Annotated in this window: 22 protein-coding genes and 1 pseudogene; 5 read left to right on the forward strand and 18 right to left on the reverse strand. The window is 72.2% G+C overall.

All coding sequences use genetic code 11. The features are described 5' to 3' along the window. Positions 1-180: 180 nt before the first annotated feature. From MKK75_RS11515 to MKK75_RS11535, 5 genes are all read right to left on the reverse strand, one after another. Entirely contained in the window at positions 181-1,557 is a 1,377-nt protein-coding gene (locus MKK75_RS11515; protein ID WP_244042708.1) for a sensor histidine kinase, read from the reverse strand. Next, a complete protein-coding gene (locus tag MKK75_RS11520; protein ID WP_244042709.1) occupies positions 1,557-2,288 on the reverse strand; it encodes a response regulator in 732 nt (243 codons plus the stop codon). The genes MKK75_RS11515 and MKK75_RS11520 overlap by 1 nt, the downstream gene beginning before the upstream one ends. A gap of 449 nt (positions 2,289-2,737) precedes the next feature. Next, entirely contained in the window at positions 2,738-5,896 is a 3,159-nt protein-coding gene (locus MKK75_RS11525; protein WP_244042710.1) for an efflux RND transporter permease subunit, read from the reverse strand. A 7-nt stretch (positions 5,897-5,903) separates the two neighbouring features. After that, on the reverse strand, positions 5,904-7,247 hold the full coding sequence (locus tag MKK75_RS11530; protein WP_244042711.1) for an efflux RND transporter periplasmic adaptor subunit: 1,344 nt from the start codon (positions 7,245-7,247) through the stop codon (positions 5,904-5,906). A gap of 34 nt (positions 7,248-7,281) precedes the next feature. Next, positions 7,282-7,479, reverse strand: coding sequence for a polyhydroxyalkanoate synthesis regulator DNA-binding domain-containing protein (locus MKK75_RS11535; RefSeq protein WP_244042712.1), 198 nt, complete (start codon positions 7,477-7,479; stop codon positions 7,282-7,284). A gap of 348 nt (positions 7,480-7,827) precedes the next feature. Between MKK75_RS11535 and MKK75_RS11540 the strand changes: the two genes are divergently transcribed. The 4 genes from MKK75_RS11540 (at position 7,828) to MKK75_RS11555 (ending at position 11,681) form a co-directional block, all read left to right on the forward strand. Further along, positions 7,828-8,505, forward strand: coding sequence for a response regulator transcription factor (locus MKK75_RS11540; RefSeq protein WP_244042713.1), 678 nt, complete (start codon positions 7,828-7,830; stop codon positions 8,503-8,505). Beyond that, positions 8,498-9,862: an ATP-binding protein gene (locus MKK75_RS11545; protein WP_244042714.1), complete on the forward strand. Its 1,365-nt coding sequence runs from the start codon at positions 8,498-8,500 to the stop codon at positions 9,860-9,862. The genes MKK75_RS11540 and MKK75_RS11545 overlap by 8 nt, the downstream gene beginning before the upstream one ends. A 219-nt stretch (positions 9,863-10,081) precedes the next feature. Further along, positions 10,082-10,867: a YfdX family protein gene (locus MKK75_RS11550; protein WP_244042715.1), complete on the forward strand. Its 786-nt coding sequence runs from the start codon at positions 10,082-10,084 to the stop codon at positions 10,865-10,867. A gap of 610 nt (positions 10,868-11,477) precedes the next feature. Further along, positions 11,478-11,681 (forward strand): hypothetical protein, encoded by a 204-nt coding sequence (locus MKK75_RS11555; protein WP_244042716.1) that lies wholly within the window; start codon positions 11,478-11,480, stop codon positions 11,679-11,681. Positions 11,682-11,809: 128 nt separating this feature from the next. On the opposite strand, the gene MKK75_RS11560 is transcribed toward MKK75_RS11555, so the two are convergent. The 10 genes from MKK75_RS11560 to MKK75_RS11605 all read right to left on the reverse strand — a co-directional run bounded on the left by MKK75_RS11560 (position 11,810) and on the right by MKK75_RS11605 (position 20,850). Continuing rightward, positions 11,810-12,154 (reverse strand): RidA family protein, encoded by a 345-nt coding sequence (locus tag MKK75_RS11560; protein WP_244042717.1) that lies wholly within the window; start codon positions 12,152-12,154, stop codon positions 11,810-11,812. Between the two features lie 27 nt (positions 12,155-12,181). After that, complete coding sequence (locus MKK75_RS11565) at positions 12,182-13,342, reverse strand: NAD(P)/FAD-dependent oxidoreductase (protein ID WP_244042718.1); 1,161 nt, start codon at positions 13,340-13,342, stop codon at positions 12,182-12,184. Beyond that, positions 13,339-13,962: a hypothetical protein gene (locus MKK75_RS11570; RefSeq protein WP_244042719.1), complete on the reverse strand. Its 624-nt coding sequence runs from the start codon at positions 13,960-13,962 to the stop codon at positions 13,339-13,341. Before MKK75_RS11570 ends, MKK75_RS11565 begins: the two co-directional genes overlap by 4 nt. Further along, a complete protein-coding gene (locus MKK75_RS11575; protein ID WP_244042720.1) occupies positions 13,959-15,356 on the reverse strand; it encodes an NAD(P)/FAD-dependent oxidoreductase in 1,398 nt (465 codons plus the stop codon). The genes MKK75_RS11570 and MKK75_RS11575 overlap by 4 nt, the downstream gene beginning before the upstream one ends. After that, positions 15,353-15,673: a (2Fe-2S)-binding protein gene (locus MKK75_RS11580; RefSeq protein ID WP_244042721.1), complete on the reverse strand. Its 321-nt coding sequence runs from the start codon at positions 15,671-15,673 to the stop codon at positions 15,353-15,355. Before MKK75_RS11580 ends, MKK75_RS11575 begins: the two co-directional genes overlap by 4 nt. Then, positions 15,654-16,781 (reverse strand): NAD(P)/FAD-dependent oxidoreductase, encoded by a 1,128-nt coding sequence (locus tag MKK75_RS11585; RefSeq protein WP_244042722.1) that lies wholly within the window; start codon positions 16,779-16,781, stop codon positions 15,654-15,656. The genes MKK75_RS11580 and MKK75_RS11585 overlap by 20 nt, the downstream gene beginning before the upstream one ends. Beyond that, positions 16,778-17,578, reverse strand: a complete 801-nt coding sequence (locus MKK75_RS11590) for an ABC transporter permease (protein ID WP_244042723.1) — start codon at positions 17,576-17,578, stop codon at positions 16,778-16,780. The genes MKK75_RS11585 and MKK75_RS11590 overlap by 4 nt, the downstream gene beginning before the upstream one ends. Next, positions 17,575-18,459 carry an ABC transporter permease gene (locus tag MKK75_RS11595; protein ID WP_244042724.1) on the reverse strand — a complete coding sequence of 295 codons (885 nt, stop codon included), beginning with the start codon at positions 18,457-18,459 and terminating at the stop codon, positions 17,575-17,577. Before MKK75_RS11595 ends, MKK75_RS11590 begins: the two co-directional genes overlap by 4 nt. A gap of 295 nt (positions 18,460-18,754) precedes the next feature. Beyond that, the gene (locus MKK75_RS11600; protein ID WP_244042725.1) at positions 18,755-19,816 is read right to left on the reverse strand and encodes an ABC transporter ATP-binding protein; all 1,062 of its coding nucleotides are present in this window, start codon (positions 19,814-19,816) and stop codon (positions 18,755-18,757) included. After that, positions 19,816-20,850 carry an ABC transporter substrate-binding protein gene (locus tag MKK75_RS11605; RefSeq protein ID WP_244042726.1) on the reverse strand — a complete coding sequence of 345 codons (1,035 nt, stop codon included), beginning with the start codon at positions 20,848-20,850 and terminating at the stop codon, positions 19,816-19,818. Before MKK75_RS11605 ends, MKK75_RS11600 begins: the two co-directional genes overlap by 1 nt. 185 nt (positions 20,851-21,035) lie before the next feature. Here MKK75_RS11605 and MKK75_RS11610 point away from each other — a divergent pair, with 185 nt between their 5' ends. Beyond that, positions 21,036-21,932 carry a LysR family transcriptional regulator gene (locus tag MKK75_RS11610; RefSeq protein WP_244042727.1) on the forward strand — a complete coding sequence of 299 codons (897 nt, stop codon included), beginning with the start codon at positions 21,036-21,038 and terminating at the stop codon, positions 21,930-21,932. Between the two features lie 64 nt (positions 21,933-21,996). Here the strand turns inward: MKK75_RS11610 and MKK75_RS11615 are convergent, their stop codons facing one another. The 3 genes and pseudogenes from MKK75_RS11615 to MKK75_RS11625 form a co-directional block, all read right to left on the reverse strand. Next, entirely contained in the window at positions 21,997-22,302 is a 306-nt protein-coding gene (locus MKK75_RS11615; protein WP_244042728.1) for a GCG_CRPN prefix-to-repeats domain-containing protein, read from the reverse strand. Positions 22,303-23,116: 814 nt separating this feature from the next. Next, entirely contained in the window at positions 23,117-23,401 is a 285-nt protein-coding gene (locus tag MKK75_RS11620) for a hypothetical protein (protein WP_244042729.1), read from the reverse strand. A 245-nt stretch (positions 23,402-23,646) separates the two neighbouring features. Then, positions 23,647-24,116: pseudogene (locus MKK75_RS11625) on the reverse strand (IS3 family transposase); the annotation flags it as partial.

Here is a 24,116-nt window from a genome sequence, read left to right on the forward strand (position 1 = left end):
CGCGGAGGAACCGGGCGTGGCGCGCGGCCGTCCCGATCCCGTGTCCCGGCGGCGGGCGTGCCGCATCGGGTTGAGCGAAGGTTCGTCCCCAGGGTGTGCCCCGATATGACGCGTTCGCGCCGAGTCGTAACGTTGTGTGACCGCAGCTTGCAGTCGCGTTTCCACCGGCCCGATCACCGGTCAGGCGAGGGCCGGGAGCGTCACCACGAGCCGCGCGCCGCCGGAGGGTGCGGCCTCGGCCACGATGGTGCCGCCATGCGCCTCGGCGATCTGCCGGGCGATGGCGAGCCCGAGCCCGGTGCCCCCCGTCTGCCGGTTCCGCGACCGCTCCACGCGGTAGTACGGGCTGAACACGGCTTTGCGCTCCGCCTCCGGGATGCCCGGCCCGTCATCCTCGACCACGACCTGGCAGGCCGCCCCGGCGCGCCGCACCGCCACGGCGACCGACGAGCGCCCGAACTTTACGGCGTTGCCGATGAGGTTGGCGAACACCCGGCGCAGGGCGACCGCGTCGCCCGCCACGGTGGCATCCGACACCTCCTCCCCCGACAGGCTGATCCGCGCGCCCTGCGCGGCATGCTCGGCGACTTCGACCGCCACGATGTCGGCGAGGTCCACCGGGGACCGTCCGACCCCGGCCGCGGTGCCCCGGGCGAAGCCCAGCGAGGTGTCGATCAGCGCGGTCATCGCGTCGAGATCGTCGATCAGCCGGTCGCGCCGGTCCGGCTCGGCGATGCCCTCGGCGCGCAGGCGCATGCGCGTGAGATACGTCTTGAGGTCGTGCGAGATCGCGCCGATCAGCAGCGAGCGTTCGGCCATCAGGCCGACGATGCGCTCCTGCATCGCCTGCACGGCCTGGGTGAGGCGCCGGATCTCCGGGGCGCCCTGCGGCGCGACGGTCCGCTCGGCCGCGCGGCCGTCGAAGCGCGAGACGGCCTCGGTCAGGCGCCGCAACGGGGCGAGTTCGTGCCGGGCGCCGACGATCACGAGGCCGGCGACCACGACGCCGAGCACCGCCACCCACAGGCTCAGGGGCTGCCCGAGCAGCCACGGCATGAGTGAGCGGTGCCGGGTGATCGTCGAGATGATCAGCATCCGCCCGTCCGGCAGCCGGTAGGTCGCGAGCGCCAGGCCGCCCATGGCCCGCTGCCCGGTCCCGGCGGCGCGGTCGGCCGGGCCGATGCCCCGGTACAGCATGGTGGCCTCGGTGAAGGCGCGGATGCCGTCGTCATCGGCGTCGCCGGTCAGCCGGTGCAGACGCCCTTCCAAGACGGGCTCGCGGATCATCCCCGCCGGGTCGGGCGGCGCGTCCACGATCTCGGTTCGCAGGGCCTCGCCGTTCACGGCCTTCAGGATGGCCGGCCGCCGGGCCGGATCCGCATCCCGCATCAGCGCCATGATGCCGGCGGCCTGATCGAGGCGCGGGAAGCGGGAGGCGTAGGGCCGGCCCTCCTGGCTGCGCTGCCAGCGGTCGATGCCGAAGGTCGCCACGACCAGCAGCGAGAGCGCGCCCAGCAGGACCAGCATGATCCGCCCGAGCAGCCCGATCCGCGCCATCACGGCGTCCCGGTCGTCACCGGCGCGGCCAGGATGTAGCCGGCATTGCGCACGGTCTTGATCAGGCCCGCCGCGGCGCTGCCGGCCGCGTCGAGCCGGTGCCGCAGGCGGCTGACCTGCACGTCGATGGTGCGGTCGAAAGCGTCCGCCGTGCGGCCGCGGGTCCAGTCGAGGAGCTGGTCGCGCGAGAGCACCCGCTGGGGCCGGGTGACGAAGCAGTGCAGCAGGTCGTACTCGGCGCTGGTCAGCGGGATCTCGACGGCCGGCTCGCCGGTGACCACGGTGCGCGCCGCGAGGTTGATGGCGAGATCGGCCACGCTCAGGGTCTTGGGGCCGGCCTCTGCGGCGGGGGCGGCGGCACCGGTGCGGCGCAGGACGGCGCGGATGCGGGCCAGCAGCACCCGCGGGTTGAACGGCTTCGAGACGTAGTCGTCGGCGCCCATCTCCAGGCCGAGCACCCGGTCGATGTCCTCGTCCTTGGCGGTCAGCATCACGATGGGCGGTCCGCCCGCCCCGCGCAGGCGGCGGCAGATCGAGAGCCCGTCCTCGCCCGGCAGCATCCAGTCGAGCACGATCAGGTCCGGAGCCGGTCCCGCGGCCAGCGCCCGGTCGAGGCTCGCGCCGCCATCGAGGGCGACGACGCGCAGGCCCTCGCCTTCGAGGTAGCCGGCGAGCAGCGCGCGGATCTCGGGATCGTCCTCGACGATGGCGATGGTGGTGCCGTCGGTCATGCTTGCAGGATAGGCCGGCCGGGCGGCACGGCAACGCGCAAAACGGCCGTTGTCACAAAACGTTACAGGGTGCCGCTTCCCTCCGCTGCGGGCTTGCCGATCGGCACATCGGGTTCGGGCGCATCGTCCGGCCGACAAGTTTGGCGGAGCAGACGTCCCACGCTTCCTCCCCCTTTGCGCTGCAATGGTCACCTATCGCGGGCCGACGGGCTCTCTCCTCCCCCTTGCGGGGAGGCGTTGGAGGTGGGGGTGGTGCAGACGGCACCGGGGCGCTCGATCCTGCTCCACCCCCACCCCTGGCCCCTCCCCGCAAGGGGGAGGGGGAAAACGCTCTTTTTTCAGAGCGTTGGTGTCAGACCGAGACGTGTGAATCCGCTGGCCCCTTTGCGGGGGAGGCAGACGCGCCCCTCCGTGATCACCCCGCGCAGAAGGACCTTCAGTCCATCCCCTCAGGCATCGGCGCCCTCCTGCACCCGGGCGGGGCGAACCGGCGCCGTCCCGCCCGTCCGCCCCGGCAGGCGCAGGCCCGCCACCCAGGGATAGACGGCCGGCAGGACCACCAGCGTCAGCAGGGTCGCCGAGATCAGCCCGCCGATCACCACGGTGGCGAGCGGGCGCTGCACCTCGGCGCCCGCGCTGGTGGACAGGGCCATCGGCAGGAAGCCCAACGCCGCCACCAGGGCCGTCATCATCACCGGGCGCAGCCGCATCTCGGCCGCGCGCGTCGCCGCCTCCCGGGGCCCGAGGCCGGTCGCCTCCAGGTCGCGGATGTAGCTCGTCAGCACGACGCCGTTCAGGATCGCGATGCCGAAGGTCGCGATGAAGCCGATCGCCGCCGAGATCGAGAACGGCATGTCGCGCAAGGTCAGCGCCAGGATGCCGCCGGTGGCGGCCACCGGCACGTTGAGGAAGATCAGCCCGGCGAGGCGGATGTCGCCGAACATCATCACCAGCAGGACGAGAATCGCCGCGAGCGCCGCGGGCACCACCACTGTGAGCCTGGCGGTCGCCTCCTGCAGGTTCTGGAACTGCCCGCTCCAGACCAGGGAATAGCGCGGCGGCAGCGTCACCTGCCGGGCGACGGCGGCCTTGGCGGCATCCACGAAGCTCTGGACGTCCCGGCCGCGGACATTCGCCTGCACGGAGATCCGCCGCTGCAGGCGCTCGCGGCTGATCTGCGCCGGACCGGAGGCCACGTCCACGCTGGCGACCATCGACAGCGGCACCATCATCCGGCTGCCCGCCTCCCGGCCCGGATCGCCGCCGCCGGACCGGCCGACCGGCAGGGCGCGGATCCGCTCGAGGTCGCTGCGGTCGGCCGGGTCCAGCCGGACCACGATCTCGGTGATCGAGTTGTCGTCGCCGTAGACGACGCCGCTGGTGCGGCCGCCGATGCTCTCGACCATGTCGAGCACATCCGACACGTTGATGCCGTAGCGGGCCGCCTTGGCCCGGTCGACCTGGATCGTGAGCGCCGGCATGCCGGCCTGCGCCTCGGCCTTCACGTCGGCTGCCCCGTCGATCCCGGAGACGGTGCGCACGATGGCGTCGGCCGTGTCCTTGAGGGTCTTCAGGTCGTCGCCGTAGAGGCTGATCGCCACGTCGCCGCGCACGCCCTCCAGCAGGTCGTCCATGCGCATCTGGATCGGCTGGGAGAAGGTGTAGGCCACCCCCGGCACCTCCTCCTTGAGGCGCTTGTCGAAGGCCGCCACGAGGCCCTCCTGCGTGTCGGCGGTCGTCCAGGTGTCGGGATCGGTGAGGGTGATGAAGCTGTCGGTCGATTCGACGCCCATCGGGTCGGTCGGGATCTCGGCGCTGCCGGTGAGCGAGACGACGCGCTTCACCTCCGGGAACGATTTCAGCACCCGCTCGATACGGGTCACCGTGGCGAGCGAGGCGGAGAGATCGATGCCGGGCAGCTTCTCGGAGGTGATCACGATCGAGCCCTCCGACAGTTTCGGCAGGAACTCGCCGCCGAGGCGCGTCGCCAGCACGCAGGAGCCGGCGAACAGGGCGAGCGTCGCCAGCACGGTCGCCAGGGCGTGGCGCTCGGCCGCCCTCAGCAGCGGCGTATAGGCGGCCCGCATCCAATGGACGAGGCGCGTCTCGCGCTCGCCGACGCCGCGGCCGGCGAGGAAGATCGCGGCGAGCGCCGGCATCAGCGTCATGGTGACGACGAGCGAGCCCGACAGGGCCAGGATCACGGTCAGCGCCATCGGCACGAACATCTTGCCGGCCACGCCCTCCAGCGCGAGGATCGGCACGTAGACCAGGATGATGATCGCCACCGCGAACATCACGGGCTTGGCCACCTCGGCGGCGGCGTCCCGGATCAGGTCTTCGGGCGGCCGGTCCGGATGCGTGCCGCGGGCGCGCAGGACGTTCTCGACCATCACCACCGCCCCGTCGACGATCAGGCCGAAATCGATGGCCCCCAGGCTCATCAGGTTGCCCGACAGGCCGAGCAGCCGCATGCCCGCGAAGGCCATCAGCATCGCGAGCGGGATCGCGGCGGCCACGATCAGGCCGGCGCGGAGATTGCCGAGGAGCAGCAGCAGGACCACGATGACGAGAACCGCGCCTTCGAGGAGGTTGTGCTCCACGGTGTGGATCGTGCGGTCCACCAGCGCGCTGCGGTCGTAATAGGGGACGATCTCCATGCCCGGCGGCAATTGCGGGCGCAGCGCGTCGATGGTCTTCTTGACCTCTCCGACCACCGCGCTGGCGTTGTCGCCGAGCTGCATCAGCGCGATGCCGACGACCGTCTCGCCCGCCGCGTCGTGCGTCACCGCCCCGAGCCGGACCTTTGGCGCCTCCAGCACCGTCCCCAGGGTCCCCATGGTCACCGGCACGCCGCCGGGCCCCGTGGCGACGACGATGTTGGCGATGTCCTCCGGCCCCTTGGCGAGGCCGAGGCCGCGGATCGTCTCCTGCTGGTCGTTGTGCTCGATATAGGCGCCGCCGCGGGCGGCGTTGTTGTCGGCGAGCGCCGTGAAGACCTGGGCGAGGCCGACGCCGTAGCGGCGGAGCGCGTCGGCCGAGACCCGGACCTCGTAGGTCGGCATCTGCCCGCCGTAGATGTTCACGTCGGCGATGCCGGGGGTGAGCTTCAGCTTCGGCGCGATCGTCCATTGCAGGGTGCGGCGGAGCTGCATCGGCGTGTAGGCGGGCCCGCGCAGCTCGAACTGGTAGATCTCGCCGAGCCCCGTCGCCATCGGGCCCATCTGCGGGTCGCCGACGCCGGCCGGCATCATGCTCCTGGCCGCCGGCAGGCGCTGGAAGACCTGGGCCCGCGCCTCCGTGATCGGCACGCCGTCCGCGAAGGTGACGTAGACCGCCGAAACCCCGGCCCGCGAGGTCGAGCGGATCCCGGTGAGGCTCGGCGCCCCCGCCATGGCGTTCTCCACCGGGAAGGTCACGAGCCGCTCGACCTCCAGCGCCCCGAGCCCCGGCGACAGGGTCAGGATCATCACCTGCTTGGGCGAGATGTCCGGCACCGCGTCGATCGACAGGCCTTCGAGGTTGGCCACGCCCCCCGCGGCGGCGGCGAGCGCGATCATCAGGACGAGGAACCGGCGGCGGATCAGGAGGGCGAACCAGGTCTTCACGGCCGCCTCAATCCGTCGAGCCGAGCAGGCTGCGCAGCAGGATCGCCTTGAGCCCGAAGCTGCCCTTCGTCGCCACGGTCTCGCCGGCCGCGACGCCGCTCCGCACCTCGACCCAGTCGGAGCGCTGGATCCCGAGCGTCAGGGCGCGCCGCTCGAACCGGTCCTCGGCCACGCGCACGAAGGCGATCGGCCCCTGCTCGGTCTGCTGGATCGCGGCCGCCGGGACCGTGACGCCGTCCCGGCCGAGATCCGCCGCGATCGTGACCGAGACGAACATGTTGGCGCGCAGCAGATCGCCCGGGTTGTCGAGCTCGATCCGGGCGGGGGCCGTGTTGGTGGCCGGATCCAGGGCGGCGTTCACCGAGCGGACCCGGCCCTCGAGGGGGGCCTGACCCGGGATCGGGCTCTCCACCGAGGCGGTGTCGCCGGCCTTCACACGCCCGATATCGGGCCCGTAGAGGCTGGCCAGCACGAGGATGCGGGCCGGGTCGGCGACCGTGAACGCGTCGCGGGTGGTGTCGACGACCTCGCCCAGGGTCACGCCGACGCTGGTCACGACCCCGGCGATCGGGGTCGTGACCGCGCTGGTTCCGGGGGCGCCCCCCCCGGTCGGGGCGAGGCGCTGGTACTGCGCCCGGTACATCTCGGCATTGGCCTGTGCCGACTTCACCGCCGCCTGCGCCTTGGCGAGATCGACCTGGCGCCGCTCCACCTCGGCCTGGGCGACGCCGCCGAACTTGAGCTGCTCCTGGCCGCGCTTGAGCTGCAGCGCCGCCACCGCCTCGGAGGCCTGCGCCTCGCCCAGCGACGCCTGCGCGGCGAGGTAGCCGTTGCGCGCATCCAGGAGGCCGGCGGCGTCGAGGGTCGCCAGGGTCTCGCCCGCCTCGACCCGGTCGCCGGGCTGGACCGCGAGGCTCAGCACCCGCCCCTGGGTGCGCGGCTTGAGATGGGTCACCCGCCGCTCGTCGAAGGCGACCGTGCCGGGGACGCGCACCGGCAGCACGATCCGGCGGGTCTCGGCCGTCCCGAAGGCGAGATCGATCCGCGTCCGCCCCGCCCCATCGAGGGTGACGCGATCGGGGTTCTCGGGCGCCGCATCGGATCTGTCGGTCTCCGCCGCCGGCGTGCTCGGCGCGGGCGGGGCAAGGCCCAGCGCGGCGAGGAGGGGCGCCCGCTCGATCCAGCCCGCGGCCGCGAGGCCGGCCAGGGCCAGGAGGAGGAGCACGCGGACGCCGCCGCGGCGGCGCGGCGGGACCGAGGGGGGCCGGGCGGCCACCCCATAGTCCGGGCCCTCCGGCTCGACCGCCTCGGCCTCGGTGGTGCGGGCGTGCGATTCCGCGTTCAGCGTCATCGGCGCGCGCACCGATCGCCGGGGATGGGCCGGCTCATGCGTCGAGCCCCGGGCGCAGCACCTCGTCGCTGACGAAGCGCCCGGTCTCGACCTCGCGGACCACCACCTCGAAACCCTCGCTGCGGAGTTCCTTCAGCCGGTCCACCGAGACGTAGCTGCGCGTCTCCACGTCGTAGAGACGGGACTGGGCGTAGCGGTTGATCAGGCGCCGGGGACGCTTCTTCCTAGGCATGCGCGGTGCCCGTCGAATGGTGACGGACGGCCGCGCGCTCTACCCCTTTCCCCCGCAGAGGGGGGAGGGAGCGATGCGGAACCGCCCGCCCTTCCCCGCGAACGGAGATGCAGGGATCCGCAAGGCGAGCCCAACGGGGCGCACGCGTTCCGCGGGGCGGGATCTGCATAGGACAATCCGGTGAGACGCAATCGGGCCGTGAAACCGGCGCCGGTACGCGCTAGAGTCATTCTAATATTTCGGGCGAAGCCGATACGGCGCCACTAAATTCGGGTTCACACTCGTGCACCCACCGGGACCGGCGGCGCGAAGTGCGGCACAGTGAGAACCGGTCGGAGGCGTGGGCGCGTGGCACGGGTGCTGCTGATCGAGGATGATGCGGAAACCGCCGGGGTCGTGCTCGACGACCTGCGCGGGCGCGGTCACGCGGTCACCTGGACGGCGACCGGCCCCGACGGTGCGCTGGCGGCCCGGGACGGTGCCTGGGGCGCGATCATCCTTGACCGGATGCTGCCCGGCCAGGACGGGCTCGGCGTCCTTCAGGACCTCCGGCGTGACGGGGACCGGACCCCGGCCCTGGTCCTCAGCGCCCTCGGCGACGTGGACGAGCGGATCCGCGGCCTGCGCGCGGGCGGGGACGATTACCTCGCCAAGCCCTTCGCCCTGGGCGAACTCGCCGCGCGGATCGAGGCGCTGCTCCGGCGCCCGGTGGACAGCCGCGAGACCCTGCTGCGGGTCGGCAGCCTGGAGATCGACCTGATCGCCGGGACCGGCCGGCGCGGGGCGCGCGACCTCGAATTGCTGCCGCGCGAACTGAAGCTCCTCGCCTACCTGATGCGCGCGCCCGGCCAGATCGTCACCCGGGCGATGCTGTTCGAGGAGGTCTGGAACTACCGGTTCACCCCGAAATCGAACCTGATCGACGTCCATCTCGGACGCCTGCGCCGCAAGCTCGACGCCTGCGGCGGGCCGCCCCTGATCCAGAACATGCGCGGCCTCGGCTTCACCTTCACGCCCGATGACTGATCTCCTGCGCTCCACGACCGTGCGCTGGGCGCTCGGGATCGCCCTGTGGTCGGTGCTGCTGGCGCTGACGATGTTCGCCTTCATCTACTGGCAGACGGCGGCCTACCTGCGCGAGGAGCTGGCCGAGACGCTGCGGCTCGAAGTCCGCGCGGCCGCCGCCGACCCGGCCTCCGCGGCTTTGCGGGTCGACACCTGGACCGCCATGGACCTGCACGCCACCCATTACGGCGGCCTGTTCGGCCCGGAGGGCGCGCGCCGGGCCGGCAACCTCGATGCGATGCCCGATCGGCTCGCCCGCGACGGGGACGCCTACCGCGTGAGCGCCACCGTGCAGGTCGCGGAACACAGGCTCGCCGACGAGATCTGGGCGGCCGCCCTGCCGCTGCCCGACGGCAGCACCGTGGTGATCGCCCACGATTCCGACGAGATCGACCGCGTGCGGGTGACGACCCTGCGCGCGCTCGGCCTCGGGCTGGTGCCGACGCTGGCCCTGTCGGGGCTCGGCGGGCTGCTGCTCGCGCGGCGGGGGCGGCGGCGGCTCGCCGTCACCGAGGCGGCGCTCGCCGAGGTGATGCGCGGCGACCTGGGCCGGCGCCTGCCGGTCGGCAACCGGGGCGACGAGTTCGACCGGCTGGCCGCCAACGTGAACCGGATGCTCGACGAGATCGAGCACCTGATGGGCGAGGTCCGCAGCGTCGGCGACGCGATCGCCCACGACCTGCGCACGCCGCTGACCCGGCTGCGCGCCCGGCTGGAGCGCAGCCGGGCGCAGGCCCGGACGGTGGAGGAGTTCCACGAGACGATCGACCAGGGCCTCGCCTGGATCGACCAGACCCTCGCCATGGTGACGGCGGTGCTGCGGATCGGTGCGATGGAAGAGGGCCGCCGCACGGCCTTCGCGCCGGTCGATCTCGGTGAGCTGGCCGCGGCGGCCCTGGATCTGTTCGAGCCTTTGGCCGAGGAGAAGGGCGTGCGGCTGACCCTGGCTTGCGGGCCGGGAGCCCAGGCGATCCATGGCGACCGCGACCTCTGCTTCGAAGCTCTGTCGAACCTCCTCGACAACGCCCTGAAGTTCACGCCCCAGGGGGGCGCGGTATGCGTGCGGCTGACCCGCCAGGGCGGTGGAGTCAGCCTCGCCGTGGAGGATACGGGACCGGGCCTGCCCGCGACGGAGCGCGGCAAGATCTTCCAGCGCTTCTACCGCTCGGAAGTCGCCCGCCAGACCCAGGGCAACGGCCTTGGGCTGAGCCTCGTGGCCGCGATCGCCAAGCTCCACGACGCGACCGTCAGCGTCCATCCGGCCGCGACCGGCGGCTGCCGGTTCGACCTGATCTTTCCCGCTGCGGCGGCCGTCTGAGGCAAGCCCGGGTCGGGACGGAGAGATCCGCTCGCGAGACCGTGACACGGGCTGCCGGTCCGCGCGCGTCCCGACCTGCGCGGCGCGCGCCTCAACATGGCCGAACTTTAATCAAATGGACATGCGACCAACAAGTCCAATGAATATTATATGAACACGCGAGGAACGAGATCGATACATCCGAAGATCTTGCTTTCGGCGCTCAGACGGAGATAGAAGATGGCTTATCGCAAATCCATGGCCGCGGCGCTCGTGCTCACCACCATCCTCGGCGGGACTGCCTACGCCGCCGAACAGGCCGCCCAGCAGCCCACCGCGCAGACGACGGCGATCGACAAGGATGCGGGCAAGCTCTCGAAGGACGGCGCGCAGGCGTTCCGTGATCTCCAGCTCACGCGTCTGGCCATCTTCGAGGCGGACCCCGCCCAGGCCAAGGATCTGATCGGCAAGACGCAGGCGGCCTTCACGAAGGCCAAGACCGATGACGCCGTGTTCACCAAGGCTGAGGCCGATCTCAAGACCCCCGCCGATATGGCCGGCCACAAGGCCATGGCCCAGTCCGCAACGGCCCAGCCCGCGACGACCAACGCCAAGCCCTCCAAGGATCAGGTCGCCTGGGTGCCGGTGGACGCGCAGCTGACGCTGGGCGACGATTTCGTGGCCACGCCCGAGAAGGCCTCGGCGGTGACCGAGGCGAACAAGAATCTCGCCCATGGCGACCAGAAGGGCGCGATCGAGAAGCTCAAGCTCGCCCATGTCGACGTGAACTTCACCATGGCGGTGCTGCCGCTCGACAAGACCATCGCCGATGTCAATCAGGCCGCGAGCCTGATCGGGCAGGGCAAGTATTACGAGGCGAACGCGGTCCTGAAGACCGCCCAGGACGGGATGCGCTTCGACGTGATCGACGCGGTCGCGCTCCCGCAGACGGCCAAGGCCGCGGCGGCGAACACCGCCGCTCCGATGGCGACCGGCACGGCCACGAGCACCAAGTCCGGCAAGTAACCGGCAGCCGGGCTCAGGCCCGGCCTGCACACCGAGCGCGATTCCGGGCGCCGCGGACTCATCGGATCACACGGGCCACGGAAGTGGCGCGTGCGACCAGGATCCGCCGCGGCGCGCGTCGTCGCGCCTGGCCTGCTCCTCTGCAGGTTGAGGCCGGCTTCTGCGCGCGCAGGCAGGCCGCTGCGATCCGACCTCCGTACGGTCTGCACGCCGGAGCGGCGCGCAGGGCCCGGTCCCGTCGACCCGGCAAGCTACCGCGGTCGCGTCTCCGATGGGCACGCCGCACGGCGCACCCTGAGGACCCGGCGGCCATCCTTCGGGACCGGGGGACGCGGCGTCTGCCGCGCGGAGCGCGCGATCGGTGGCATGCCATCCTACGTGGCGCCGCTGACGTGCCTGCAACGCGGCAGCCTCGACCTGTCGACCCAGCCCGCGCTCCATCCCTCCGACAGCAGCCGGCCCCGGCAAGGCGGCCCGTCGAGGCATGTCCACATCAATGAGCCCGACGTCCTCAAGTGGCCCGAAGACAATACCAAATTCGTGATCGATCGATAAGGAACGGGAAACTTCAACAAGACGTCGTGTCAAGCCAAATCAATGGAGACTGATCATGATCAAGACGACGGTGAGCGCCGCCCTCTGCGCGGCCTTTGTTCTGGCGACCGTCCCGGCCATGGCCGCGCCGAACGAGATGCCGCAGGGGAAGCGGGATGCGATGTCGATGAAGGACACGAAGCACACCATCGCCGTCCGGAGAAAAGAGAACACGGAAGCCGACAAGAACGTCGACAGCCTGATCAAGAACAGGAAGTGACGCGTGCCTCGGGCGCCGCGCTCCAGCGAGCCCGGCGGCCTCCCGCGTGATCGTACGCCCTCCCGAGGCTCGGCCGCACGGCCCGGAGTGACTCCGTGACGTGCGGCCGAGCCCCCCTCAGGCGACGCTCATGTCGCCGCGGTGATCACCGCCTCGATCAGGACCTGGGGGCCGAGTTCGGCGACGCCGATGGTGGAGCGGCTCGGCAGCAGCTCGGGGGCGAACCAGGCCGTCCAGGCCGCGTTCATCTCGTCCTTGAGCGCCATGTCGGTGATGTAGAGCGTGGCCGTGAGGATCCGGCTCCTGTCGCTGCCCACCTCGGCGAGCAGCGCGTCGATCCGCGCCAGGATCTGCTCGGTCTGGCCCCGCATCGGCGCGGAGCGGTCCTCGGCCACGATGCCGCCGAAGTAGAGGACGCCGCCATGCTCCACCACGCGGTGCATGATGGGCGTGCGGATATGGCGTTCGATCATCGCAAACAAGTCCTCGTGGGTGGAAGATCAGCCGGCCGGCTGCAGCAAGGCCGGACGGGTCTCGGCGGCGGGGCCGCAGAGCTGGGAGCGGGCCGGCGCGAACGCCGCGAGGGCGTGCGTCTCCGGTCCGTCGAGCAGCAGGCCGGCAACGATCGCGCCGACGACGGGCGCGAGCGCAAAACCGTGCCCGGAGAATCCGAAGGCGTGCACCAGCCCCGCCGCCACGGCGGACCGGCCGATCACCGGCAGGTCGTCCGGCGTGACGCCCTCGATGCCGGCCCAGGCGTGGACGATCCGCGCCCCGTGCAGGGCCGGGAACAGGTCGAGCGCCGTGCGGGCCGAATAGGCGAGGCGCGGGACGTCGAGGCGAATCTCGCCCGAGTCGAGGTCGGCCCGTCCCTTGTGACCGCCGCCGATCATCACGTGGCCGGTCTCGGACTGCTTGAACGAGAGCGGCCGCCCGGCCGCCCCGACCACCGGCGTCAGGAGCGGCGGCAGCGCCTCGGTGAGCAGCATCTGGAAGGCGTTGAAGCCGAGCGGGATCTCCTCCCCGGCCGCGCGGGCGATGCGCCCGCCCCAGGCGCCCGCGGCGTTGAGCAGGAGCGGCGCGGCATGGGTCTCGCCCCCGTGGGTGCGCAGGCGCCAGAGCCCGGCGCGGCGGTCCATTGCGGCGACGCGGGCGCCCTCGATCACCTCGGCCCCGGCCGCCACGGCGGCGCGGCCGAAGGCGCGCGTCGTGCGCAAGGGGGAGGCGAAGCCGTCGCGGCGGGCGACGAGGCCACCGACCACGTGGGGCGCTACGGCCGGGAGCAGCTGGCGTACCGCCTGGGCATCGACCAGCTCCTCGTGCGTCCAGCCGGCGGCGCGCAGGCCCTCGACGCGCTCCGCCAGAAGCGTGAACTCCGCATCATTCTCGGCCACCCGGACCTGTCCGACGGAGCGGAAGCCGCAATCGTCGCCGACGAGATCCGCGATTGCAGGCCAGCGCTCGATCGCCGCCAGGGCGAGCGGAACCTCGGCGGGATGGCGGCCCAGGGTGCGCACGCCGCCCGCCGAGTAGCCCGAGGCCTCAGCGCCGACCTGCCGGGCCTCCAGCACGCGCACGCGTCGACCGGCGCGGGCGAGGTGAAGGGCGGCGGAGAGCCCGTGCAGCCCGCCGCCGACGATGAGGATGTCGGGATCCGTCATGCGAGCACGCCCGTATCCGTCTGGGGCGGGATCGGCTCCGGCATCGCGGCGACGAGGCCGGCGAGCGCCGCGAGGCCGACGGGCCGCGCCGGCACCATCGCGCCGAGGATCGCGCGCTGCGCGAGCGCGGCCCCGTCGCGCGCGAGGCTCGCGGGCTGCTCCAGCAAAGCCGCGAGGGCCACCGGATCGAGCCGCAGCGCGGCCGGAGTCTCGGCGGGCGGGTCCGGCCGCGGCTCCCGGCCGGGAGTCCCATCGGCAAGGGCGCGCGCCGCGGCGGTCGCCTGCCGTTCCGCCGCTTCGGGGGTCGTCGCCCCCGCGATACGGCCGGCGACCGAAATGCCCGGCACGCCGGTCCGGCCCGTGGCGTCGGCCATCACCCGCCCGTCGCGGATGGCGCAGCCGAGGGCGGCGAGCAGCAGCGGCTCGTCGGCGCAGACCAGAAGGGCGCCGAACGGCTCGGCCCAGACCCGCCCACCGCCCTCGACCCAGAGGCGGCCGGGCTCGGCGTGCCAAGCCGTGGCGTCGGGGCGGGCGATCAGGATGGCGCCGGGCAGCGCGGCCAGCGCCGCGCGACCCGCCGGGCCGCCGCCGACGATCACGATGCGGGGTATCGCCGTCACGCGGTCAGCTCCGGGATCGCGTCCGGCTGCGCGTTGGCGAGCTCGCCGACCGTCATCGGCTTGAACGGCGCCCGCGGCCGCAGGGCGCCGACCGTCTCCATGGCGGCGCCGCGGGTCTCGGCGATCAGCCCGGCGACGACGGTCCCGCACATGCGCCCCTGGCACGGCCCCATGCCGGCCCGCAGGAAGGCCTTGACCTGGTTCGGGCCGGCGGCGCCGCGGCGGGCGGCCCCGCGGATCTGGCCGGCGGTGATCTCCTCGCAGCGGCACACGATCGTGTCGTCGGCGGGGGCGAGGATGCAAGCGGCGGGGCGGTAGAGCCGGTCGAGGAAGGGCCTGAGCGCCAGGGCCGCGCGCAGCGCCTTCTGGGGCTGCGCGGCGCGGGCGTCGCGGGTGGCGGCGTCGAGCCGGCCGAGCCGGTGGGCCGCGTCGAGGGCGGCGAGCCGTCCGCCCGCGGCGGCGGCCTCCCAGCCGCCGATGCCGCCGCCATCGCCCGCCACCGCCACGTTCGGATGGCTGGTGGCGCCCCAGGCGTCGAGGCGCGGCCGCCAGCAGAGCTGCCTGTCGTCCCAATCGTGATCGAGCCCCAGCGCCCGGGTGATGTGGGTCGCGGGGATCACCCCCTCGTGGAGGAGGAGCGTGTCGCAGGCGAGCGCGTGGTCGCGGCCCCCCTGGCGCCAGCGTACGGTCGAGACCCGGCCGTCGCCCTCCGCCCGCAGGTCGCCGACGTTGCGGACCACGCGCAAGCCCCGCGCCCGGGTCTCGCGCATCAGGGCGATGCCCTTCGTGAGCAGCCTGCGGCCGGTCCAGAGCCCGCCGGCCCGCAGGGCGTCCCGGAGGGCGCCGCCGGCGCCGGTCTCCAGCAGCGTCAGCCGCTCCACGCCGGCCCGCAGGAGTTGGACGGCGAGCAGCCAGCAGAGCGGGCCCTGCCCGGCGATCACCACGGATCCCTCCGGCACGGCGCCGGCCGTCTTGAGCAGGATCTGGGCAGCGCCCGCGCTCATGACGCCGGGCAGCGTCCAGCCGGGGATCGGCACCGGCCGCTCCTGGGCGCCGGTCGCCAGCAGGACGCGCTTGGCCGCGATCTCCGCAGTGGCGCCGCTCGATGCGACCGACAGCAAGCCCGCATCCGGGTCGAGGTGCCACAGCGTGGTCCGCGGCCGGTAGGCGATCCCCGTCGCGGCGCGGAACGCCCCCGCCAGGGCACCGCCGGCATCGAGGAACTCGCCGGCCAAAGCCGGGTCCCCGGAGGCGGCCTCCACCGCGCGAAAGACCTGTCCGCCCGGGGCGGGCTGCTCGTCCAGCAGGGTGACCGAGAGCCCGAGGGACGCGGCCTCGATGGCGGCCGCCATGCCGGCCGGGCCGGCGCCCACGATGGCGAGATCGTGGCTCATGCGGCGTCCTCGATCCGCGCCGCGCGGGCGCCGAGCTGCGGCTCGATCCGCATGCCCGGGGCGACCGGCACGAGGCAGGATTGGCGGTTGGCCACGCCGTCGATCCCGGCGAGGCAGTCGAAGCAGATCCCGATCATGCAGTAGGGCAGCCGCGGCGCGCCGCCGACCGGCGTCGTGCGGATCGCGGGCAGGCCGGCGAGCAGCACGGCGGCCGCCGCGGAGGCGCCCTCCGGGACGTGGACGGCACGGCCCGCGACAAAAACCTCCACCAGCCGGTCCCCGGGGGCCGGACGGGCCTCAGGCCGCCTTCTGAACATCGAAGCGTCTCGCGCTGAAGGGGAAGAGGTCCGGCGCGAGCGCGCCGGCCGCGATCATCGGGGCGAGCAGGCCGGCATGCGCGCCGGCGAGCGTCACCCCCGAATGGCAATTGGCGATGATGGCGCCTGGGTAACGCTCGGATGCGTCGTAGATCGGCTTGCCGTCCGGCGACATGACGCGGAGCGCCGCCCAGGCCCGGACGATGTTCAGCTCCGCGATCCACGGGAAGGTCAGGACCGCCTTGCGGGCGATGGCCCGCATGACCGCGGGGGTCTGGGTCAGGGTGTCGAAGCCCATATCCTCCTTGCTGTCGCCCAGCAGCAGCGAGCCCTCCTCGGTCTGGCGGACGACGTGGGTCGGCAGCGCGAGGACCTGCCGGGTGCGCTCCGTGACCAGGATCTGGCCGCGCTCGGGCCGCAGCGGCGCCGACAGGCCGACGAGCGGCGCGAGATCCGCGTTGCCGAGGCCGGAGGCGAGGACGAGGCGCGGCGCCCGGACGGTCTCGGCGCCGATCTCGACGGTGAAGTCGCGCGGGGCCGCCGTGATGGCCGTGACCCGGGCGTTCGGCCGGTAGAGGCCGCCGAGATCCTGGAACGCCGCGTGCAGCGCGCGGAGCAGATGCAGCGGGCTCGCATGGCCGTCATAGGGCGTCCACGAGGCGCCCACGACCTGCGGTCCGAGGCCCGGCACCATGTCGCGCAGCTCCGCGGCCGGGATCATCCGGTATTCGTAGCCGGCATTGCCGGCCTCCCGGCGCAGCTGGCCCATCAGCGCGTCGCGCTGGGCCATCTCGTCGTCCGAGAAGCAGAAATGCAGCCCCCCCGGCTGGTGCAGCCCGACGCCGATGCCGGTCGTCTTGAGGAGATCGGCGGCCAGCTCCGGCCACGCCCGGGCCGAGGCGTGGGTCCAGTGCTGGTAATGCGGCGCGCCGAGGCCCTTCGACTGAACCCAGACCAGCCCGAAATTGCCCCGGCTCGCCCGGTGGGCGACGTCGCCCTCGTCGAGCATCACGGTCGACAGGCCCTGGCGCTGCAACCCGTAGGCGATCGCGGCGCCGACGAGGCCGCCGCCGACCACGATGGCGTCCCGCGTCTGTCGTCCGGTCATGCGCGGCGCTCCCCGGTGAGCAGGCGGTCGATCGGGTAGAAGCGATCGAGCCCCAAGAGGACCAGGGCGGTGACGAGGATCAGCGCCGCCGAGACCGACGCGACCAGCGGGTCGGTCATCTGGTCGATGTAGTTGAACAGCTGCACCGGCAGCGGGTTGGCCGCCGGCGAGGCCAGGAACAGGCTCACCGTCAGCTCGTCGAAGCTGGTGACGAAGGCCAGGATCCAGCCGCCCGCGAGGCCGGGGGCGATCAGCGGCAGGGTCACGCGCCGGAACACCGTGAACCGGTCGGCGCCGAGGCTCTCGGCGGCGCGCTCGATGCGCGGATCGAGGCCCGACAGGCCGGCGCCGACGAGGCGCAGCATGTAGGGCGTGATCACGATGACATGGGCGGCCACGAGGCCGGCGAAGCTGCCGGACAAGCCGAACCCCGAGAAGAAGCGCAGCAGCGCCACGCCCAGCACCACGTGCGGAATCATCAGCGGCGAGGCGAGGACCGCCACCAGGGTGCCCCGGCCGGGGAAGCGCCAGCGGGCGATCGCCAGGGCGGCCGGGACGGCGATCAGGGCGGAGATCGTCGCGGCCGTCACGCCGAGGCGCGTGCTGTACCAGAAGCTCTCCAAGAAGCGCGGGTTGTCGCCGATCGCCCGCCACCAGCGCAGCGACAGGCCGTCGGACGGCAAAGCGAGGTAGCCCTGGCCGGTGAACGAGACGGCGATCACCACCAGCAGCGGCGCCAGGATGAAGGCGAGGAACAAGGCGTGGAAGGCGAGCGCCAGGGGGCCGTTGCGGCTCATGCCGGACCTCCCTGCGCGACCGCGCCGAGCCGGCGCAGCGCCCGCCTCTCGACGAGCCGGGTCCAGAGGAGCGTCGCCAGCAGGATCGCCGCCATCAGCACGGTGGCAAGCGCCGCGCCGAGCGGCCAGTTCAGGGTGTTGAGGAACTCGTTGTAGGTCATGCTGGAGACGACCTTCAGGCGCTTGCCCCCCAGCATGGCGGGCGTCGCGAAGGCCGAGGCCGAGAGGCAGAACACCATCAGCGCGCCGGCCATGACGCCCGGCATGACGTTGGGCAGCACGACCCGGGTGAACACCGTAACCCGTCCCGCCCCGAGGCTGGTGGCGGCTCGCTCCAGCACCGGATCGAGCCGGCCGAGGCTCGCCCAGACGGAGAGCACCACGAGCGGCACCATCACGTGGACGAGGCCGATCACCACGGCGCCTTCCGTGAACATCAGCCGGAACGGCGCTCCGGGCACGTGGAGGGCGGTGAGCGCCTGATTGACGAGGCCGTTCGTGCCGAGCAGCACCATCCAGCCGAAGTTGCGCACCACCACCGAGACCAGCAGCGGCCCGACCACGACGAGGAGCATCGGCCCCCGCCAGCGCGGGTCCATGCGGTGGATGATCCAGGCCTCCGGCACCCCGACGAGGAGGCAGATCAGCGTCGTCAGCCCGGCGATCCGGAAGGTGCGCGCCAGGGCCTCGCCGAACAGCGGATCGGTGAAGAGATCCCGGTAGTTGGCGAGCCCCCAGCCGGGCAGCACGCCCTTTTCGAAGTCGAAGCCGTGCAGACTTAGGGCCAGCACGCCGGCCAGCGGCACGAGCAGCGCCCCGGCATAGACGAGGGCGGAGGGCGCGGTCAGCAGCGCGGGGGTCAGGCGGTCGAGGCGGGTCATGCCGCGGCCCGTTCAAGGTGTTGGGCTGGGACCCGAGAAGGGGCGGCGAACCAGTTTGCACGGCCCTTTTCCCGGGCGCATGCAGCGAAAGCGGAATGCGACCCGGGACCCAGCACGATGAGCGCCGCGCCAGCGGCACAGGTCGATCCAGATCGACGCTTCGCGAAGTCTCGTGCTGGGTCCCGGATCAGGTTCCGCTGGCGCTCCACCTGTCCGGGAAAGGGCGCGTGCGTCATGGGCCGGGGAGCACCGATCCCCTGTTGCGCACGCGGCGAAACAGCTTGGAAGCGTGGGGTCATGCCGGCTCCAGCCGCCGCAGGCTGTGGGCGTCCCAGTCGAGCGTCACCGCGGCGCCCTCGTCGAGCGGCGTCGCGCCGGTGTTCTGCGCCATGACCGCGAAGGCGCCCAAAGCCGTCTCCACCGTGTAGAGCCAGAACCCGCCGAGGAAGAGCCGCGCCTGCACGCGACCGTCGAGGCCGGGCTGCCCCCCGGGCGCCCGCTCGCAGCGGATGCGCAGGCGCTCCGGCCGGATCGTCAGGAGGATGTCGCCCTGCCGGTCGGCGAGTTCCGGCGGCAGGCAGAAGCGGTGGCCCGCGGCCTCCGCGTGGCCGGAGGCGGCCCGTGCCGGCAGCCGGTTGCTGCGGCCGAGGAAGTCGGCCACGAACGCGTCCGCCGGGATGTCGTAGGCCTGCCAGGGGGCGTCGATCTGGACGACCCGTCCCCCCTGCATGATCGCCACCCGGTCGCACAGGGCCATCGCCTCGGCCTGATCGTGGGTGACCAGCACCGTGGTGACGCCGATCCGGCGCTGGAGGTCGCGCAGCTCCACCTGCATCTCCTCGCGCAGCTTGGCGTCGAGGTTCGAGAGCGGCTCGTCGAGGAGCAGCAGGCGCGGCTCGACCACCAGCGCCCGCGCCAGGGCGACGCGCTGCTGCTGCCCGCCCGACATGTTGCGCGGGTAGCGCTCGGCGAGGTGCCCGAGGCGAACCTGCGCCAGGGCCTCGGCGACCCGCCGGCCCCGCTCCGCCTTCGGCACCCGGCGCATCTCCAACCCGAAGGCGACGTTCTCGGCGGCGGTCATGTGCGGGAACAGCGCGTAGGACTGGAACACCAGCCCGATGCCGCGCTGGGCCGGCGGCGTGCCGGTCAGGTCGCGGCCTTCCATCAGGATGCGCCCGCGGCTCGGCGCCTCGAAGCCGGCGATCATCTGCAGCGTCGTGGTCTTGCCGCAGCCGGAGGGCCCGAGCAGCCCGAGGAACTCGCCGGGCGCCACCGCGAGGCTGACGTCGCGGACCGCGGTGACGGTGCCGTAATCCTTGCCGAGCCCGTCGAGGGTGAGGAAGGCGGGCGCGGACATCAGCGCTCGACCTGCCGCTGCCATTGCCGGGTCCAGTCGGCGCGGTTGCGGTTGACCACGTCCCAGTCGAGGCCGATCAGCGCGCGCACCTGATCCTCGCCGTAGATCACGCGGTCGGCGACCTCCGGCGGCAGCTTGGTGGACCGGTTGGTCGGGCCAGCCCCGTACTGCGTGGCGAAGATCTCCTGGACCTTCGGCGAGACGAGGTAGGCGAGGAACTTGTCGGCGAGCGCCGGCTCCGGGCTGCCCGTGACGGCGCAGCCCGCCGTCATGAGGACGACGGCGCCCTCCTTCGGCCGGGCGATGGCGAGCGGAAAGCCCGCCTGCTGCATGGCCGCGACCCGGGACGAGCCCCAGACGGCGAGCCAGATCTCCCCCGACTGGAACATCTCGCTCATCTTGCCGGGTGAGCTCTCGTAGGCCAGCACGTTGGGGTTGATCTGCTGGCGCATCACCTTCAGCCCGGGGGCGATGTCGCTGTCGCTGCCGCCGTGGATGCGGGCCATCATCGCCAGGGTATGGACGCCGTAGGTGTTGTCGATGCCGGGGATCGCGATCCGCTGCCGGTATTCCGGCCGGGCGAGGTCCATCCAAGAGGTCGGCACCGGGAAGCCGCGCTCCTTGAACAGCTTCGTGTTGTAGGCGATGCCCGTGAAGCCGAAGCCGGTGCCGACGGCGTGGTCGTCGCCCAGGACGGCGATCGGATAGACCGCGTCGCGCACCGCGTCCGGGAGCGTCCGGCACAGGCCCAGCGACACGGCCTGCACCATCGGGCCGTCATCGAGCACCGCCACGCCGACCGTCTGGTTGCTGCGCTGCGCCTGCATCCGGGCGAGGTTGTCGGAGGAATTGCCGGTCAGGTAGTCGATCCGGACGTCGTTCTCGCGCTCGAACGCGGGAATGACGCTGGTGCGCATGATCTGCTCGTAGCTGCCGCCGTATCCGGCGACGGTGAGGCGCTGCTCGGCCCAGGCCGGAGTCTGCACCGCACAAAGCGCGACCGCCGAGAGAAACCCCAGTAACGCACGCCTCATCGCTTGCCTCCGTGAGCAATCGGACAGCCGTTCCTGCGCGCTGAACAGGCAAGACGCTTGTCCGATAAGCATCTCCCGCGCCTATTGGCTCGCGAATGCTGTGTAGCCTGCGCAGACTTGACGGGAGACGCAAATTCATAATTTTTGCGGTTTCATTCCTTTCGGTAGCGAGCCAGGGGGGCCGGATGACGCCGAGCCGGCTTCGGCAGCTTGAAGCGTTCCGGGCCGTGATGCAGAGCGGCTCGGTCAGCCGGGCGGCGCAGCGGATGCTCCTGTCGCAGCCCGCGGTCACGAAGCTGCTGCGCAACCTGGAGGACGAGACCGGGCTGCCGCTGTTCGACCGTGCGCGGCGTCACCTTCAGCCGACGCCGGAGGCCGTGAAGCTGGAGGGGGCGGTCGCGACCCTGTTCGCGGCCGCGGACCGGCTGGATCGCGCCATCGACGACATGCGCGGCGTCGGCAGCGGCGAGTTGCGCGTCGCGGCCATGCCGCTGATGGGGCTCGCGCTCATCCCCCGGCTGCTGGCCCGATTCGCCATGGAGGTGCAGCCGGTGCGGATCTCGCACGTGGTGGCGAGTTCCCGGGAGGTCCACGATCTGGTGCAGGCCGGCAATGCCGATCTCGGCTTCGCGCTGCCGGTCGGCCGCAGTGCCCTGGTGGCGGCGGCGCCGATCGAATTGCCCGGGCTGGTGGTCCTGCCGCCCGGCCATCGCCTGGCGCGGCTCAAGTCCGTCCCGCTCTCCGAGCTGCACGACGAGCCCTACATCTCGCTCGGGCGGCAGTACCGCCTGCGCGATCAGGTCGATGAACTCTTCACCGTCAACGGGGTCACGCCTCGCCTCGTCGCGGAGACGCAGAACGCCGCCGCCGCCTGCGCGATGGTCGCCGCAGGCCTCGGATTCGCCATCGCGGAGGCTGTGACGGTGAAAGCCCTGAAGGGTCAGGTCGCCGTGCGCCGGCTGCGGCCGACGGTGACGTTCTCGGTCACCATCCTGGGGAGCCCGGGGCGACCCCTCTCGAGCGCCGCCCTGGCCTTCCTCAAGATGGTCCGCAGCGAAGTGGGCGGCGGTCCGAGCGGCTGACGGCCGCCCGCCCCGCGCCGCGGGCCGCCGTTCGGGGCCGACGCCGGAGCACCGGCCCGCGCACTTACCACCGGTAGTGCCAAGCAGCCCGGTGCCAACCCCAATGGTGGTGCCAGCCCCACGGACGGTGCCAGCCCGCGTGGTGCCAGCCCCAACGATGACGCCAGCCCCAGGGGCGGTGCCAGCCATAGACCACCGGCCGGGCATAATAGACAGGGCGATAGGCGTAGGGACGCCAGTTGGGCCTGCACCAGCCGTAATAGCCGCGGTGGAACCCGGGTCCACAACCCTGGGCAGCTTCGGCCGTACCCACTGTGGCTGTGAGGGTACCGAGCGCGAGGAGTGCTGCGCCCGCAAGTCTCGTTTGCATTGTCATCCTCCTTCCAGACTGTGAGGTCTTCAGATCCGGCTTCGCTCGGAGACAACCGCGACCGGATCCGGTCCGGTTTCGGAACGCCGCCAGGAACCGGCACGAAACAGCCGCCCCCAGGAAAGCGTTTCTTCACGAAAGAGTGCGCGCGCCGAAGCACAATGTGCCCGAAGCGATGTCCGGCCACGGGCCTAGACCTTCGCGGCGGCACGCCACGACTTCGAACAGCGCGCAGGCGCAACCCGGGGGGATCGAGATGACCCGTTCGGGTCTCGAGTCCCGGCGGCTGGTGCTGGGGCCGATCGCCTGTACCGGTATCGTCCTGCGGCCTCTCCTGCGACAGCGACAGAGCCGGTCGGCGGCTGTCGGAAGAGGCGGATCCCGATAAAAGCACCCATCGATCCGCGATCCCCCGAAGCGCAGATCCACCTCGGCCCGCCCGGTTCGCCGGCGCGGGCATTTTCATGCGCGCCGGTCTGCGATCGGTCTCCAGGGGCCGTTCGGGCGTCAGCGCCGGGGGACCTGCCGGTTTTTTGAAGGAGTCCCGGGCCCGCGCGCCCTGCGGCGCCGGGGCGGCGCGGGCGGCACCCTGCGTGGCCCGCGCGTCGACCCACCAGCGCGCCGGACAAGGCTCACCCGAAGTGTCCGGGGCGAGCCATGCCGTGCACAAGTCCGGCGACGCGGCCGTATCAGCGTCCCAACCGTCGCCGCCCCGTCGAAGCGCGACCGGTCAGCCGGCCGCCGTCAGGGCGAACGAGCCGCCGCGCCGTCGCTCGGACGAACCGCGATGAGGCAAGCGCATCAAGGTCCGGTCTTACTCGCCGCTGCCGCCGGTGCTGCCGGTGGAGCCGACGCGCGAGGGTTGGCCAGCGTTGCCGGCGGCGGCGCTGTCGTTCGTGATGCCATCTGCAGCACGCCCGGTCGGCGAGTAGGTGGCGGCTCCTTCATCGCCGGTTGCGCCGGGCTGCCGCGTGACCACGCCGGGGGCGCCCGGAGGCACCACGACGGTCGTGCCCGTCGGGGTTTCGATCACGGCTTGCGCAAGCGCCGGCGAAGCGAGCGTAGCAACGAATGTCGCAGCGAGGATAATCTTGGTCATAGCAAGTCACCGTGTCGGGTTGATCGGCAGGATACTCCTGGTCTCATCCAACTCTGCTAGTGTGCGATTGATCCGCGAGCATTCAATTTGTGCACTATCTTGTTTCTGATCCGTTTCTCAACGCGGGCACGGTGTTTCCGCGGCCGTCGCGCTCCGGCGCGACTCCGTCGTTCTGAGCCGGGCCTTCTTCCGCAGACGGAACGCGTCGATCCTGTCGTTCCGCGAACCGGATGAGATGGCGCCGGCCATAGCCGCCGGACCTTCAGCCCCGCGCGACGCCAGATGCGCTGAACCCGGTCTTTGCCGACCTGCCGGCCGGCTGCCGGCAGCCGCTTGGTGACGCGGCGATAGCCGCAGCGTCCGGACTCGGGCGCCAAGGCGATGATGGCCTGGGTCAGCTCATCCGCATCGGCCGGCACCGTGGGCACGGAGCGCTGCGTGCCCCGGTACTGGCCGACGATCCGGCAGGCGTGACGGTCCGAGAGACCGTACTTCGCACGGACGCCGTCCACCGCCTGCCTGCGTCGCTCGGGGGCGAACCAGGTTTCCCGGGGCGACGTCCGCCAGCACCTGCCTCTCCAGGGACAGATCAGCCACAAGCCGCCGCAAGCCAGCGCTCTCACGCTCAAGATCGTTCGTCTTCCTGGCCTGATCGAGCTTCAGACCACCGCATTCCGTGCGCCAGCGGTAGTAACTCTGCCCGGAGATCTCCGCC

This window comes from Methylobacterium sp. J-030 (assembly GCF_022829545.1).
In the GTDB taxonomy this organism is placed as follows: domain Bacteria; phylum Pseudomonadota; class Alphaproteobacteria; order Rhizobiales; family Beijerinckiaceae; genus Methylobacterium.